Origin of the sequence: Paramesorhizobium salinisoli (assembly GCF_003335045.1) — a bacterium.
Classification (GTDB): domain Bacteria; phylum Pseudomonadota; class Alphaproteobacteria; order Rhizobiales; family Rhizobiaceae; genus Paramesorhizobium; species Paramesorhizobium salinisoli.
On record NZ_QOZG01000003.1, the window covers coordinates 83,418 to 98,175 of the forward strand.

Here is a 14,758-nt window from a genome sequence, read left to right on the forward strand (position 1 = left end):
CCGTTCCTGCAGAGGTTAAGATATTATGTCACAGCACGTAAGGCTGCCCATTCGCTTCATCCTGATATCGCTGGTGCTCGCCGGGCTAGCCGCCTGCGCCCGTGGGCCCGAATTTCAGGGCACCCCCCAGGAAGGTGCATTGAATACGGATACATATCCGACATTCGGGCGCACGCCGAAGGGTGAAACCAAGCAACTGACGGCGCAGGATACTGCGCGACTCAAATCGGCACTTGAAGCCGACAAGGCCCGCCAGATGGGCGTTGCCACACCGCCTCCGACGACGGGCGCGCAACTGGACCAAGCACGCAGGCAGGCGCAGCAAGCAGCCGACGAGACGATAAAAGAGATCGAAACCGAAACCAACTGAAGCGATCGATCACCTCGACCCCCGACGCGAACAGGTATATAGCCAATCGTATTCTCAACCCCGCACGGAACCAGGACCAATGTCTGAAGAGTTTCATAAAGTTCGCCGCCTGCCGCCTTACGTCTTTGAACAGGTCAATCGCCTGAAGGCCAGCGCGCGAGCGGCGGGTGCGGATATCATCGATCTTGGCATGGGCAATCCCGATCTGCCGACGCCGCAGGGCATTGTCGACAAGCTTTGCGAAGCCGTGCAGGATCCAAGGACGCATCGCTATTCCTCCTCCAAGGGCATCCCGGGACTTCGCCGCGCCCAGGCGCAATATTACGCCCGCCGCTTCGGCGTGAAGCTCAATCCGGACACGCAAGTCGTGGCCACGCTCGGCTCCAAGGAAGGCTTCGCCAACATGGCGCAGGCGATCACCGCGCCGGGCGATGTCGTGCTTTGCCCGGACCCGACCTACCCGATCCATGCCTTTGGCTTCATCATGTCCGGCGGCGTCATCCGCTCGATCCAGGCAAAGCCGGATGATACTTTCATCCCGACGCTGGAGCGCGCGGTGCGTCATTCGATCCCGAAGCCGCTGGCGCTGATCCTCAACTATCCCTCCAATCCTACCGCGCATGTCGCCACGCTCGACTTCTACCGCGATGTCGTGGCCTTCGCGCGCAAGCACGACATCATCATTCTTTCGGATCTCGCCTATTCCGAAATCTATTTCGACGAAACACCGCCGCCCTCCGTGCTTCAGGTGCCGGGCGCCATGGATGTCGCGGTCGAGTTCACCTCAATGTCGAAGACCTTCTCGATGCCGGGCTGGCGCATGGGCTTCGCTGTCGGAAATGAACGGCTGATCGCGGCGCTGACGCGGGTAAAATCCTATCTCGATTACGGCGCTTTCACGCCGATCCAGGTGGCCGCGACGGCAGCCCTCAACGGTGACGGGGCTGATATCGCGGAGGTGCGTTCCATCTACAAGCGCCGCCGTGACGTGCTGGTGGACAGTTTTGGGCGCGCCGGGTGGGACATTCCGTCCCCGGCGGCGACGATGTTCGCGTGGGCGCCCATTCCTGAGCGGTTCCGCAAGCTCGGCTCGCTGGAGTTCTCCAAGCTCCTGATCGAATTGGCGGATGTAGCCGTCGCTCCGGGCGTCGGATTCGGTGAGCATGGCGACGATTACGTGCGCATCGCGCTTGTCGAAAACGAACATCGCATCCGCCAGGCCGCGCGCAACCTCAAGCGCTTCCTTGCCACCAAGGATGAAAACCTGCACAACGTCATCCCGCTCGACGCGCACCGCTGATCCGGTGGTGCGGCTTAATTGATATTCGGATAGTTTCAGAGGCACGATCATGACTGATGCATTGCGGATCGGCGTTGCCGGGCTCGGCACCGTGGGCGGTTCGGTCCTACGCATTTTACGCGACAAGGCCGAAATGCTGAACCGACAATGCGGCAAGGAACTGGTCGTCACGGCCGTTTCCGCCCGCGACCGCGCCCGCGATCGAGGGGTGGATGTTTCCGCCATGCAGTGGTTCGACGATCCCGTCGCGCTCGCCAAATCGGCCGATATCGATGTGTTCGTCGAGTTGATCGGCGGCGATGACGGCGCCGCGAAGGCGGCGGTCGAGGCGGCGCTGAGGGCCGGCCATCATGTGGTGACGGCCAACAAGGCGCTGCTTGCCAAACATGGCGTGGCGCTTGCCAAGATCGCCGAGGACAAGGGCGTGCTTCTCAATTTCGAGGCGGCGGTCGCAGGCGGCATTCCCGTTATCAAGGCGATGCGCGAATCGCTGACCGGCAATACGGTGTCGCGCGTCTATGGCATCATGAACGGCACCTGTAATTACATCCTGACGCGGATGTGGGACGAGGGCATTTCCTTCGAGGATTGCCTGAAGGATGCCCAGCGCCTGGGCTATGCCGAGGCTGACCCGGCCTTCGATATTGAGGGCAATGACACGGCGCACAAGCTGGCTTTGCTGACGAGCCTCGCCTTCGGCACGCAGATCGCGGCCGACGACATCTATCTCGAAGGAATCAGCAACATCTCGCTTGCCGATATCCATGCCGCCGATGAGCTCGGCTATCGTATCAAGCTGCTGGGCGTCGCGCAGAAGACAGAAACCGGCATCGAGCAGCGCGTCCACCCGACCATGGTGCCGACGTCATCGGTCATCGCACAGGTGCATGGCGTGACGAATGCTGTGGCGATCGAAACCGATCTACTGGGCGAATTGCTGCTTTCGGGCCCCGGCGCCGGTGGCAATGCCACGGCGTCCGCCGTGCTTGGCGATATCGCCGACATCGCCAAGAGCCGTCCGGGTTTTCAGCACGGGCCTGTGTTCGGTACGCCGGCCAAGGCGCTCAAACCCTATAAACGGGCGAAGATGCGCTCGCATGCCGGCGGTTACTTCATCCGCCTGACCGTGGAGGACCGCACCGGCGTCTTTGCGGCGATCGCCAAGCGCATGGCGGAGAACGATATCTCGCTCGAATCCATCGTGCAGCGCCCGCCCATGGAAAAAGCCGCCGACGTCAGCAAGACCGTGATTCTGGTGACGCACGAGACCACGGAAGCGGCGGTGAAGAAGGCGCTCGACGCCATTCTGCGCGATGGTCATCTCGTCGATAAGCCCCAGATGATCCGCATTGAGCGCGCGGGCTGATCAGCGTCGCGTCCGCTCTAACCCCTTTTAATCGATTAACATTTTGGCTGTGCCGGGATTCTGCTCTCCGGCCCTTGCAGCACGTTTGCGACTTTGACAAAAGGTTTGCAGAGCACTGTTATGGTCCACCTTCCAATGCAATGCAGCAACAAAATTCGAGTAGGACATTCCCATATGGCAAAAACCGCTGAGCAGACTGCGCACGGCCTCGATCGAATCCTGACGCTTGAACTCGTCCGTGTGACCGAGCGCGCGGCGGTGGCCGCAGCGCGGTTGCGCGGCAGGGGCGACGAGAAGGCGGCGGATCAGGTCGCCGTCGACGCCATGCGCCAGGAGTTGAACCGCCTGCCGATCAACGGCACGGTGGTGATCGGCGAGGGCGAGCGCGACGAGGCGCCGATGCTCTATATCGGCGAGGAAGTCGGCACCCGGCAGGGGCCAGAGGTGGATATCGCGCTCGATCCGCTCGAGGGAACGACGATCTGCGCCAAGAACCTGCCCAATTCGCTCGCGGTCATCGCCATCGCCGAGAAGGGCAACCTGCTTTACGCGCCGGATGTCTACATGGAAAAAATTGCCGTTGGCCCGGGCTACCCCGCAGGCGTGGTCGATCTGGACGCTTCTCCGACCGACAATATCCACGCTGTCGCCAAGGCCAAGGGCGTTGCCGTCCATGAAATCACTGCCTGTATCATGGATCGTCCACGCCATGCCCGCCTGATCGAGGAGGTTCGCGCCACGGGTGCTGCGATCCGCCTGATCGGCGATGGCGACGTGGCCGGGATCATCCATACGACTGACCCAGATGAAACCGGCATCGACATTTATCTCGGCATCGGCGGCGCGCCGGAAGGCGTGCTTGCGGCCGCGGCCCTTCGCTGCATCGGCGGGCAGATGCAGGGGCGACTGCAACTGAACACCGAGGAGAAGGTGGCGCGCGCCGCGAAGATGGGCATTTCCGACCCGAACAAGGTCTATACGATGGAAGAAATGGCCAAGGGCGACGTACTCTTTGCCGCAACCGGCGTGACCGACGGCAATATGCTGTCAGGCGTCAAATTCGCCCGCGATTATATCCAGACCCACACCATCGTCATGCGCGCGCATTCGCAGACGGTGCGTGAGATCAAGGCCCGCCATCAGGATATGTCGAAATTCTAGTATTGTCCGGCGTGGCGGCATTGCGCGGATGCCGCCTCCCGTGTTTGAACGGGATATGACAAGTTCCGCCACGATAATTTCCGAACGTCTCTTTCTCGGCGTCAGCCAGTCGGTGACCGGCTTCAAGTGGACCGATCGGCTCGGCTTGCGCGAGGCCAATACGGCGCTCGCCATCGCGCAGAATCATGGCATGCCGGATCTCGTGGCGCGCGTCCTGGCGGGGCGGGGCGTGTCGCTCGACAGCGCGCCGATGTTCATCGAGCCGACAATCAAATCGCTGATGCCCGATCCGGCATCATTGACGGATATGGAGCGGGCGGCGTCGCGCATCGCCACCGCCATCGCCAATCGCGAAAAGATAGCGATTTTTGGCGATTACGATGTCGATGGCGCCTGTTCTTCCGCACTTCTGTCGCGTTTTCTCACCCATTATGGCGTCGCCAATGCCATCTATATTCCCGATCGCATTTTCGAAGGCTATGGACCGAACCCGCAGGCGATGCGCGAGCTGGCTGGCAAAGGCGCATCGCTGATCGTCACCGTCGATTGCGGGACCAACAGCGCGGCGGCCATCGAGGCGGCGCGAGAGGTGGGCAGTGACGTCATCGTCCTCGACCACCATCAGGTCGGCGGCGCCTTGCCGCAGGCGGCCTTTGCCGTCGTCAATCCCAATCGCGAGGACGACATATCGGGGCAGGGGCATCTCTGCGCCGCAGGTGTCGTGTTCCTGACGCTGGTGCAGGTGCTTCGGACATTGCGGGAAAGACGAATCGCCAGTGATATCAGCGCGCCTGATCTTCTCAGCCTGCTCGATCTCGTCGCGCTTGCGACGATCTGCGATGTGGTGCCGCTGAAGGGCGTCAACCGGGCTTTCGTCATCAAGGGGCTCATGGTCGCGCGTGCGCAACAGAATGCAGGGCTTGCGGCGCTGGCGCGGGTCTCGCGGATCGGCGAGCCGTTGAACAGCTTTCATCTGGGATTCCTCATCGGGCCGCGCATCAATGCCGGAGGGCGCATCGGCGATGCAGGGCTTGGCGCGCGCCTCCTGACGCTCGACGATCCGGTCGCGGCGGAACGCATTGCACAGCAACTGGACTTGCTCAATCAGGAACGCCAGGCGATGGAAGTGCAGATGCTCGCCGAGGCGGAAGCCGAGGCCGCCATCGAGATCGGTGGCGGGGAGGGGCCGGCGGTCATCGTCACCGCCAGCGAGACCTGGCATCCCGGCATTGTCGGCCTCCTGGCCGCACGGTTGAAGGAGCGGGCGCGCCGTCCGGCCTTCGCCATTGCCTTCAACCAGAACAACATCGGCACCGGGTCTGGCCGGTCGATTGCTGGTTTCGATCTGGGACGGATCGTGCGTGGCGCCGTGGAAAAGGGCCTGCTCGTCAAGGGCGGCGGCCATGCCATGGCGGCGGGCATCACCGTGGAGCGCGACAAGCTCGGCGCTTTGCGGGCCTATTTCGAAGAGGTGGCGGGCATAGCCGTCGCCAAGCTGCGCGACAATCAAAGCCTCGCGATCGATGGCGCGCTCTCTGCCGCCGGCGCGACGCTTGCCCTGCATGATGCGCTGGAAAAGGCGGGACCTTACGGCTCGGGCCACCCGCAACCGGTGCTGGTCCTGCCGCATCATCGCCTTGTCCAGGCTGGCGTCGTCGGCAAGGACCACATCCGTGCAGTCCTCGCCGGCGCCGACGGAAAACGCGTCAACGCCATTGCGTTTCGTGCCGGGGGCAGCCTGCTCGGTGATTTCCTGTTGAAGCAATCGGGCCGGTCGATCCACGTCGCCGGCAATCTTTCGATCAACCATTGGAACGGATCGTCTTCGACACAGATACGGATAGTCGACGCGGCGGTCGCGGTTTAGCTCGCGCGCGTCAGACGGGAACGATCTCGACAATCATATTCGAACCGCGAATAACAGGGTATCGTTGAGGCGCATAAGGGTCTGCTATGTCTAATCCGTTATGTTGAAACTCTGCGGCAACTCACCGGGATCGGCCTTCTCCCAAACGACGTCGGTGACGGATGCGCCGGATGGGCCTTGCCGCAGCCGCCTTAGCATGGTCGAAACAGCCGATTCCGGCCCCACGATGAAAGCTTTTACAGAACCGTCCTCTTCATTACGCACCCAGCCGGCCAAGCCGAGTTTCTGGGCTTCGGTACGGGTCCAGACGCGGAAGCTGACGCCCTGGACCTTTCCAGTAATCCGCACCTGCATTGCCGTATAATCGCGATTCAATCTTTCCTCCCTCCGATATCACACGGTCAGGCCGGCGAAGCTCATGAACATGCGAAACAGTCCAGCCACCACGGCGAGCGCAGCCACACTGGCCGCCCATATGAGCACCAGCCATCCGACACGGCGCAACCAGAGCCCCCTTGCTGTCGGCGAGCTTGACCTCGGACTTTGGGGCATCAGTGATAACCCTCGCCGGCTTTAACCTTGCCGCGGAAGACGTAATAGGACCACGCGGTATAGGCGAGAATGAAGGGAATGATGAACAGCGCGCCCACCAGGGTGAAACCCAGGCTTTGGGGCGGACCGGCGGCATCCCAGATGGAAATGGAGGGCGGGATGATGTTCGGCCAAAGGCTGATGGCAAGACCGCTATAACCCAGGAACAGGAGCAGTAGCGTCAACAGGAACGGTGAGGCGTGGGGCTCGCCGCGAAGCACGCGCAGCATCAGGTATGTCACGGCGAGCACCAGCACTGGAACCGGCGCGAAATAGAGCATGTTCGGCATCGAGAACCAGCGGGCGGCGACGCTGGGATGGATGAGCGGCGTCCAGATGCTGACAATGCCGATCATGACGAGCAGGGCGAGCGTGCCCGGCCATGCGAACGCCCGCATCTGCTGCTGCAGCGGTCCCTCGGTCTTCATGATCAGCCATGTGCATCCGAGCAGCGCATAGGCGACGACAAGGGCTGCGCCTGTGAAAATGCTGAACGGGGTTATCCAGGCGAGCGCACCCTCGTGATAGCCGCCATTGACGACGGTGAAGCCGTTGATGAATGATCCGATGATCATGCCTTGCGAGAAGGTCGCGATATAGGAGCCCCAGGCAAAGGCCTTGTCCCAGAACGGCTTATGCGATTCATCCGATTTGAAGCGGAATTCGAAGGCGACGCCTCGCCAGATCAGTCCGGCAAGCATCGTCACCAGCGGCAAGTAGAGAGCGCTGAGGACAATGGAATAGGCCAGCGGAAACGCAGCCAGCAGACCCGCGCCGCCGAGCACGAGCCATGTCTCGTTGCCGTCCCATACGGGCGCGACGGTGTTGACCATCGTGTCGCGGTCGGTGCGGTCGCGCACGAAGGGGAAGATGATGCCGATCCCGAGATCGAAACCGTCCATGATGACATACATCATCAGGCCGAAGCCGATGATGATGGCCCAGATAAGCGGAAGATCGATACCCATGATTTTTAATCCTCACGTTTTCCGGGAGCAGGATCGATATGATCGGGAGCGGCCGAGAGCGGCCGCGCCGGACGCTCCGTCTGGCCATGTTCCCTGCTGTCCTCGAACGTACCGGGACCTTTCGCCACCAGCTTCAGCATGTAGCTCACACCCGTGCCGAAGACGACGAAATACATGACGATGAACAGGCCGAGCGTGGTCGACATGGCCAGCGCCGAATGGTCCGATACGGCATCCCTGGTTCGCATGACGCCATAGACCACCCAGGGCTGCCTGCCGATTTCGGTGGTGTACCATCCGGCCAGAATCGCGATGAGGCCTGCCGGTCCCATGGCAAGCGCGAAACGCAGGAACAGCTTCGACTTGTACAAGCTCCCTCTATAGCGCTGCCACAGGCTGGTCAGACCGAGGAAGAGCATGAGAAAGCCCAGTCCCACCATGATGCGGAAGGTCCAGAACACGATGGTCGCGTTGGGGCGGTCCTCCTTGGCGAATTCCTTCAGGCCCGGAATCGTGCCGCCCCATTCATGCGTGAGGATGAGACTGCCTATATCGGGTATCTGCACGGCGTAGCGCGTCGTCTCGGCCTCCATGTCTGGCAGGCCGAACAGGATGAGCGGAAGGCCTTCCCCAGGCTTGTTCTCCCAATGGCCCTCGAGCGCGGCGATCTTGGCAGGCTGGTGCTTCAGCGTGTTCAGCCCGTGGGCGTCGCCGATGGCGATCTGGATCGGCGCGACGATGGCCACCATCCACATCGCCATCGAGAGCATGGTGCGGGTCGCCTGCGTATTGTGACCGCGAAGCAGGTGCCATGCGCCGGAAGCGCCGACGAAGAGCGCGGTGGCGAGATAGGCCGCGACCGTCATATGCGCCAGCCGGTAGGGGAAGGACGGGTTGAAGATGACTTTCAGCCAATCGACGGGGACCACCCGGCCATCGATGATCTCGAAGCCCTGCGGCGTCTGCATCCAGCTGTTGGAAGCGAGAATCCAGAAGGTGGAGATGAGCGTCCCGCCGGCCACCATGATCGTGGAAAACCAGTGCAGGCCCGGGCCGACCTTGTTCCAGCCGAACAGCATAACGCCGAGAAAACCCGCCTCGAGGAAGAACGCCGTCAACACCTCATAGGCCAGAAGCGGACCGGTGATGCCGCCGGCGAATGACGAGAAATAGCTCCAGTTGGTGCCGAACTGATAGGCCATGACCAATCCGGAAACGACGCCCATGGCAAAGTTGATGGCGAAGACCTTCGACCAGAAATGATAGAGGTCGCGATAGACGCTCTCGCGCTTCCACAGCCAGAGCCCTTCGAGGACGACCAGATAGCTCGCCAGACCGATCGTGATCGCTGGAAAGATGATGTGGAACGAGATGGTGAAACCAAACTGGATACGCGCCAGCTCCAGCGCCGTCAGGCCGAACATGCCGATTGCCCTTCCACATGGTTCCAAAACAGGGTGGCCGAAAACAAGGCGGTGGTCATAAGGCTTGCTGACATGGGGGCTCCAACAATCTGGCCGATCTTGATGAAATCGAGTCTGGCTGCGTATTTTCGGAGGTCATCCGTTGGAATCGGTAGAACGGACGGATATTTCAGAAGAATGCCCGTCTGGAGCGGGTACGTCGAGAAGAAATCTGCCGTTGGGAAGAACAGCTTCGTAACCCCTGGCGGACAGCATCGTTTCCAAGAAGAAAGGTCCCGGCGTGTAACGCGGGACTGTGCCAGCTTGCGACCATCGATAATCTCTACCACGGGATCTCCGACTTCGAAATCGTCAAGCAGATGCGCACTGATCGCGATTGCGATATCTCGAGCTTGCAAATGAAATAAGTCCGTGCTTATGTGTTGATATGATAGAGAACGACATATTCAAAGCTCTCGCCGATCCGACCCGCTGTGCGATTTTCGAGAAACTGGCGACTGGCAGCATGAATGCCAGCGCATTGCGCGATGGCATGGAGATCAGCCAGCCGGCGATGTCCCAACATCTTTCGGTCCTGCGCAAGGCAAGACTGGTGCGGGAAGAACGGCAGGGTCGTTTCGTGAATTATGAGGTCGATCCGGATGGATTGGCACTGATTGCCGGATGGTTGGCGAAGTATCGCGCCTACTGGCCTGCGCGAATCGACGCTTTGAAAGCCTTGCTGAAGGATATGGACCAATGAATGATATGGACACCGACCCGCGGGCGAAAGATCTCGTGCTCGAATACGAACTCGATGCGTCACCTGAAAAGGTCTGGCGGGCGATCAGCATTCCCGCGTTTCGCGAACAATGGCTCCCGAAAGAACCTCTGGCTGACATGGAACTGGTCTCCTCCGCACCGGGCGAGGAAATTCGCTACAGGATGCGCGATGGCGAAGCGCCCTTTCTCGAAAGCTTGGTGACGTTTCAGGTCCGGAGCAATGCCGTTGGCGGCACTACGCTTAAGATCATCCATGGGTTGGCGGACGCACGGCTGGAACGTCAGCCACCGAGGGCCGCGAACAACAATTGGCCGTGCCTCATGCGCGCCGCCTGACGCCTCCACCTGACAACAGATATTTCTGGAAGAAAGGAATTCGCCATGCGCGAAGCGATGCAACTCGTCCCTATGGTCGTCGAACAGTCCAGCAGGGGAGAACGGTCCTTCGACATCTATTCGCGGCTTTTGCGTGAAAGAATCATATTTCTCAACGGAGAAGTGAACGATACCGTGTCGTCGCTGGTCTGCGCGCAGCTACTGTTCCTGGAAGCCGAGAATCCGAAGAGGCCTATCCAGCTTTATATCAATTCACCCGGCGGTGTTATTACAAGCGGTTTCGCGATGTATGACACCATGCGATATATCAAGGCGCCGGTGCATACATTGTGCATGGGAACAGCCTATTCGATGGGATCATTCCTGTTGATGGCGGGCGAGCCCGGCGAGCGGGCGGCGCTGCCCAATGCAAGCTTGCTTGTTCATCAGCCATCCGGTGGCTTTCAGGGAAAGGCCTCCGATGTTTTCATTCATGCCGAGGAAATCCAGCGAAGCAAGCAACGGATAACGAGGCTCTACGCTGAGCATTGCGGGCGCACCTATGAAGAGGTGGAACGCGCGCTCGACCGCGACCGTTTCATGACCGCTGACGAAGCCCTGAAATGGGGCCTGATCGACCGCATCCTTCAGGTGCGGGAAGAAAATAGCGACGTAAAATCAGGGGATATAGCATCAAAGTGAAATGCCTGATCACGCACGAATTTGCCGGTGACGCGTGAAAGGAAGCCTCCGCTGCGGAGGTGGAGGAGGACAAACTATATTGCCCTCCTCATCAATTCTCCTGGATGATCAGCTGCAGCCGCTTGTCGCGCCGCAGGTATCGCATTTCAGGCAGGTGCCGTTGCGTACCATGGTGAAGTTCTGGCATTCAGAGCAACTGTCGCCCGTATAGCCCTGCATCATCGACTTTATCCGACGATCGGCCTCGATCTTCTTGGCCTCATTCTGGGCCTCCGCCTTGGCGCTCGCGGCCTCGGCTTCGGCCTGATCGGAGAAGAGCGCAGTCGCGTCCTCTGGGGCGTCTTCGGCAAAGCCCGCGGCATGTTCCTCGTAATCGCGCTTGAACGCGGTGGCGCCGTCGGTCACGAGGCCGATGGCCGGGCGGTTACCGGAGACAGCACTTGCCGAGGGAGCGGATTTCAGCGCCGTCACATTGCTGGCTTTCGCGGGGGAGGGCTTTGCCGCCGGAGAAGGAGTTGCCGATCCCTTGGGCTCGGTGCTGCCGGAGACCAGCGTCGGCTTGTAGCCGCGTGTCCAGCCGGTCGAAAGCAGATTGGTCTTGCCTTCCTGAATGCCCTTGCCGAGCGCCGTGTTGGAGAAATCGGTCGTATCGACATGCGCAAGGTCATGGCGGCCGAGATAGGAGACTGCGAGCTCACGGAACACATAGTCGAGGATCGACGTGGCGTTCTTGATCGCGTCATTGCCCTGGACGATACCGGCCGGCTCGAACTTGGTGAAGGTGAACGCCTCCACATATTCCTCCAGCGGCACGCCATATTGGAGGCCGAGCGAGATAGCGATGGCGAAATTGTTCATCATCGCGCGGAAGGCGGCGCCTTCCTTGTGCATATCGATGAAGATCTCGCCAATACGGCCATCGCCGAATTCGCCAGTCCTGAGATAGACCTTGTGCCCGCCGACCACGGCTTTCTGAGTATAGCCCTGGCGGCGGTTCGGCAGCTTCTCACGCTCGCGCACCACCTTCTCGACGATCCGCTCGACGATCTTTTCAGTGATCTGCACCGCACGGGCGCTGGCGGGCGCTTCGATCAGCGTCTCCATGGCATCGTCATCATCATCCTCGTCATCGGCGATGAGGGATGAGTTGAGCGGCTGCGAGAGCTTGGAGCCGTCGCGATAGAGCGCATTGGCCTTGAGCGCCAGCTTCCAGGACAGCATGTAGGCGCTCTTGCAATCCTCGACGGTCGCCTCGTTCGGCATGTTGATCGTCTTGGAGATCGCGCCCGATATGAAGGGCTGGGCGGCCGCCATCATGCGGATATGGCTATCGACCGAGAGATAGCGCTTGCCGACCTTGCCACACGGATTGGCGCAATCGAAAACCGGATAATGCTCTTCCTTCAGGAAGGGCGCGCCTTCCAGGGTCATGGCGCCGCAGACATGGATGTTGGCGGCCTCGATGTCCTTCTTGGAGAAGCCGAGGGCCGGCAGAAGCTCGAAGGAGAAATCGTCGAGCTGTTCCTGGGTGAAGCCGAAAGTCTCCTTTAGCCAGTCGGCGTCGAGCGTCCACTGGTTGAAGACGAACTTAATGTCGAAGGCGGATTTCAGCGCGCCGTTCAGCGCCTCGATCTTCTCATCGGTGAAGCCCTTGGCCTTGAGCGAGCCGGGGTTGATCGCAGGCGCCTGGTTCAGATTGCCATGGCCGACGGCATAGGCCTCGATCTCGGCGATCTGGCTTTCGGAGTAACCAAGGGTACGCAAGGCTTCCGGCACGGCGCGGTTGATGATCTTCCAGTAGCCGCCGCCGGCGAGCTTCTTGAACTTCACCAGCGCGAAGTCGGGCTCGATGCCGGTGGTGTCGCAATCCATGACGAGGCCTATCGTGCCGGTCGGGGCGATCACCGTCGTCTGGGCATTGCGGTAGCCGTGCTTCTGACCAAGCTCCAGCGCCTTGTCCCAGGCAGCCTTCGCATGTTCGATCAGCGCCTGATCCGGGCAATCCTCCGCCTTGAGCGGCACGGGATTGACGGCAAGTCCTTCATAACCCTGGCCTTCGCCATAGGCCGCGCGGCGATGATTGCGAATGACGCGCAGCATATTGGCCGCGTTCGGCTCATAGCCCTGGAAGGCGCCAAGCTCAGCCGCCATCTCGGCTGATGTCGCATAGGAAACGCCGGTCATCACAGCTGTCAGCGCGCCGCCGATGGCGCGGCCTTCATCGGAATCATAGGGAATGCCGGAGGTCATGAGCAAGCCGCCGATATTGGCGTAGCCCAGACCCAGCGTACGGTATTCATAGGAAAGCTTGGCGATTTCCTTCGATGGGAACTGCGCCATCATCACCGAGATTTCGAGGACGATGGTCCACAGGCGCGCCGTGTGCTCATAGGCCGCGATATCGAACTTGCCATCCTGCTGACGATAAGGAAGCAGGTTGATCGAGGCGAGATTGCAGGCGGTGTCGTCGAGGAACATATATTCGGAGCACGGGTTCGACGCGCGGATCGGGCCGGCGGCGGGGCAGGTGTGCCAGTCGTTCATCGTCGTGTTGAAATGCAAGCCCGGATCGGCAGACGCCCAGGCGGCATAGCCGATCTTCTCCCAGAGATCGCGCGCCTTCAGCGTCTTCAGGACCTTGCCATCCTTGCGGGCGGTCAGGTTCCAGTTGCCGTCATTTTCGACAGCGCGCAGGAATTCATCCTTCAAGGAGACGGAATTGTTGGAATTCTGGCCGGAAACGGTGAGATAGGCTTCCGAATCCCAATCCGTGTCGTAGGTCTTGAACCGGATATCGGTATAGCCCTGCTTGGCGAACTGGATGACGCGCTTGACATAGTTTTCAGGCACCTGGTTCTTCTTGGCGGCCTTGATCTCGCGCTTGAGCGCCGGGTTCTTCGCCGGATCGTAACAATCGCCATTATCCGCCTCGCAATTGATGCAGGCCTTCATGATGGCGGTCAGGTGCTGCTTGACGATCTTGGAGCCGGTGACGAGGGCCGCGACCTTCTGCTCCTCCTTCACCTTCCAGTCGATATATTCCTCGATATCGGGATGGTCGATATCGACCACGACCATCTTGGCGGCGCGCCGCGTGGTGCCCCCCGACTTGATCGCGCCCGCCGCCCGGTCGCCGATCTTGAGGAAGGACATGAGGCCGGAGGATTTGCCGCCGCCGGAAAGCTTCTCGCCTTCGCCGCGCAGATAGGAGAAATTGGAGCCGGTGCCGGAGCCGTATTTGAACAGGCGCGCCTCGCGCACCCACAAATCCATGATTCCGCCCTCGTTGACGAGGTCGTCGCCGACGGACTGGATGAAGCAGGCATGCGGCTGCGGATGCTCATAGGCCGATTTCGACTTGGTCAGCTTGCCGGTCTGCCAATCGACATAATAATGACCCTGGCCGGGACCATCGATGCCATAGGCCCAATGTAGGCCGGTGTTGAACCATTGCGGGCTGTTCGGCGCGACGCGCTGGGTGGCGAGCATGTAGGCAAGCTCGTCCATGAAGGCGCGGGCGTCGGTTTCGGAATCGAAATAGCCGCCCTTCCAGCCCCAATAGGTCCAGGTACCGGCCAGCCGGTCGAAGACCTGCCTTGCGTCCATTTCCGAACCATAGCGTTCCGATTCGGGGAGGGCGGCCAGCGCCTCCTCATCGGCAACCGAACGCCACAGCCATGACGGTACCGAATTTTCCTCGACTCGTCTGAGCTTCGTGGGCACACCGGCCTTGCGGAAATATTTCTGCGCCAGAACATCGGCGGCAACCTGACTGAACTGGGCCGGCACGTCGATGCCTTCCAGGCGGAACACAACGGAACCGTCGGGATTCTTGATCTCGCTCGTCGCCTTACGGAATGCGATATCCGTATAGGCCGACTGATTGTCCTTCGTGAAACGACGTTCGATCTTCATTGGTCCCATCCATCTCT

Annotated in this window: 14 protein-coding genes; 8 read left to right on the forward strand and 6 right to left on the reverse strand. The window is 60.6% G+C overall.

The features are described 5' to 3' along the window. Positions 1–25: 25 nt before the first annotated feature. From DUT91_RS07425 to recJ, 5 genes are all read left to right on the forward strand, one after another. Positions 26–370, forward strand: a complete 345-nt coding sequence (locus DUT91_RS07425; RefSeq protein ID WP_114439772.1) for a hypothetical protein — start codon at positions 26–28, stop codon at positions 368–370. A 79-nt stretch (positions 371–449) separates the two neighbouring features. After that, positions 450–1,670: an LL-diaminopimelate aminotransferase gene (locus DUT91_RS07430; protein ID WP_114439773.1), complete on the forward strand. Its 1,221-nt coding sequence runs from the start codon at positions 450–452 to the stop codon at positions 1,668–1,670. Positions 1,671–1,719: 49 nt separating this feature from the next. Continuing rightward, positions 1,720–3,036: a homoserine dehydrogenase gene (locus tag DUT91_RS07435; RefSeq protein ID WP_114439774.1), complete on the forward strand. Its 1,317-nt coding sequence runs from the start codon at positions 1,720–1,722 to the stop codon at positions 3,034–3,036. Positions 3,037–3,210: 174 nt separating this feature from the next. Beyond that, positions 3,211–4,197 (forward strand): class II fructose-bisphosphatase, encoded by a 987-nt coding sequence (gene glpX / locus DUT91_RS07440; RefSeq protein ID WP_114439775.1) that lies wholly within the window; start codon positions 3,211–3,213, stop codon positions 4,195–4,197. 73 nt (positions 4,198–4,270) lie between these two features. Then, positions 4,271–6,064: a single-stranded-DNA-specific exonuclease RecJ gene (recJ, locus tag DUT91_RS07445; RefSeq protein ID WP_114440145.1), complete on the forward strand. Its 1,794-nt coding sequence runs from the start codon at positions 4,271–4,273 to the stop codon at positions 6,062–6,064. 90 nt (positions 6,065–6,154) lie between these two features. Here recJ and DUT91_RS07450 read toward each other — a convergent pair whose 3' ends face one another. The 5 genes from DUT91_RS07450 to DUT91_RS07470 are packed head-to-tail and all read right to left on the reverse strand — an operon-like array spanning position 6,155 to position 9,376. Next, the gene (locus DUT91_RS07450) at positions 6,155–6,439 is read right to left on the reverse strand and encodes an acylphosphatase (protein WP_281032602.1); all 285 of its coding nucleotides are present in this window, start codon (positions 6,437–6,439) and stop codon (positions 6,155–6,157) included. An 18-nt stretch (positions 6,440–6,457) separates the two neighbouring features. Next, positions 6,458–6,616 (reverse strand): DUF2474 domain-containing protein, encoded by a 159-nt coding sequence (locus DUT91_RS07455; RefSeq protein WP_114439776.1) that lies wholly within the window; start codon positions 6,614–6,616, stop codon positions 6,458–6,460. Then, positions 6,616–7,623 carry a cytochrome d ubiquinol oxidase subunit II gene (gene cydB, locus DUT91_RS07460; protein WP_114439777.1) on the reverse strand — a complete coding sequence of 336 codons (1,008 nt, stop codon included), beginning with the start codon at positions 7,621–7,623 and terminating at the stop codon, positions 6,616–6,618. Before cydB ends, DUT91_RS07455 begins: the two co-directional genes overlap by 1 nt. A 5-nt stretch (positions 7,624–7,628) precedes the next feature. After that, complete coding sequence (locus DUT91_RS07465) at positions 7,629–9,047, reverse strand: cytochrome ubiquinol oxidase subunit I (RefSeq protein WP_114439778.1); 1,419 nt, start codon at positions 9,045–9,047, stop codon at positions 7,629–7,631. Further along, positions 9,035–9,376 (reverse strand): hypothetical protein, encoded by a 342-nt coding sequence (locus tag DUT91_RS07470; RefSeq protein ID WP_114439779.1) that lies wholly within the window; start codon positions 9,374–9,376, stop codon positions 9,035–9,037. The genes DUT91_RS07465 and DUT91_RS07470 overlap by 13 nt, the downstream gene beginning before the upstream one ends. 98 nt (positions 9,377–9,474) lie before the next feature. Here DUT91_RS07470 and DUT91_RS07475 point away from each other — a divergent pair, with 98 nt between their 5' ends. From DUT91_RS07475 to DUT91_RS07485, 3 genes are read left to right on the forward strand one after another with little or no spacing between them, the layout of a single operon-like run. Continuing rightward, the gene (locus tag DUT91_RS07475; protein ID WP_114439780.1) at positions 9,475–9,789 is read left to right on the forward strand and encodes an ArsR/SmtB family transcription factor; all 315 of its coding nucleotides are present in this window, start codon (positions 9,475–9,477) and stop codon (positions 9,787–9,789) included. Further along, positions 9,786–10,145, forward strand: a complete 360-nt coding sequence (locus DUT91_RS07480; protein WP_114439781.1) for an SRPBCC family protein — start codon at positions 9,786–9,788, stop codon at positions 10,143–10,145. The genes DUT91_RS07475 and DUT91_RS07480 overlap by 4 nt, the downstream gene beginning before the upstream one ends. 45 nt (positions 10,146–10,190) lie before the next feature. Further along, complete coding sequence (locus tag DUT91_RS07485; protein ID WP_114439782.1) at positions 10,191–10,826, forward strand: ATP-dependent Clp protease proteolytic subunit; 636 nt, start codon at positions 10,191–10,193, stop codon at positions 10,824–10,826. 108 nt (positions 10,827–10,934) lie between these two features. Here the strand turns inward: DUT91_RS07485 and DUT91_RS07490 are convergent, their stop codons facing one another. Next, complete coding sequence (locus DUT91_RS07490; RefSeq protein ID WP_114439783.1) at positions 10,935–14,741, reverse strand: vitamin B12-dependent ribonucleotide reductase; 3,807 nt, start codon at positions 14,739–14,741, stop codon at positions 10,935–10,937. Positions 14,742–14,758: the final 17 nt, after the last annotated feature.

Excerpts from the sequence above, each read along its gene's own strand:
- DUT91_RS07465 (WP_114439778.1), bottom strand. The coding sequence starts at position 9,047 with ATGTTCGGCCTGACGGCGCTGGAGCTGGCGCGTATCCAGTTTGGTTTC.
- DUT91_RS07430 (WP_114439773.1), top strand. The coding sequence starts at position 450 with ATGTCTGAAGAGTTTCATAAAGTTCGCCGCCTGCCGCCTTACGTCTTT.
- DUT91_RS07435 (WP_114439774.1), top strand. The coding sequence starts at position 1,720 with ATGACTGATGCATTGCGGATCGGCGTTGCCGGGCTCGGCACCGTGGGC.
- glpX (WP_114439775.1), top strand. The coding sequence starts at position 3,211 with ATGGCAAAAACCGCTGAGCAGACTGCGCACGGCCTCGATCGAATCCTG.
- DUT91_RS07485 (WP_114439782.1), top strand. The coding sequence starts at position 10,191 with ATGCGCGAAGCGATGCAACTCGTCCCTATGGTCGTCGAACAGTCCAGC.
- DUT91_RS07475 (WP_114439780.1), top strand. The coding sequence starts at position 9,475 with ATGATAGAGAACGACATATTCAAAGCTCTCGCCGATCCGACCCGCTGT.
- cydB (WP_114439777.1), bottom strand. The coding sequence starts at position 7,623 with ATGGGTATCGATCTTCCGCTTATCTGGGCCATCATCATCGGCTTCGGC.
- DUT91_RS07480 (WP_114439781.1), top strand. The coding sequence starts at position 9,786 with ATGAATGATATGGACACCGACCCGCGGGCGAAAGATCTCGTGCTCGAA.
- DUT91_RS07425 (WP_114439772.1), top strand. The coding sequence starts at position 26 with ATGTCACAGCACGTAAGGCTGCCCATTCGCTTCATCCTGATATCGCTG.
- DUT91_RS07490 (WP_114439783.1), bottom strand. The coding sequence starts at position 14,741 with ATGAAGATCGAACGTCGTTTCACGAAGGACAATCAGTCGGCCTATACG.
- DUT91_RS07455 (WP_114439776.1), bottom strand. The coding sequence starts at position 6,616 with ATGCCCCAAAGTCCGAGGTCAAGCTCGCCGACAGCAAGGGGGCTCTGG.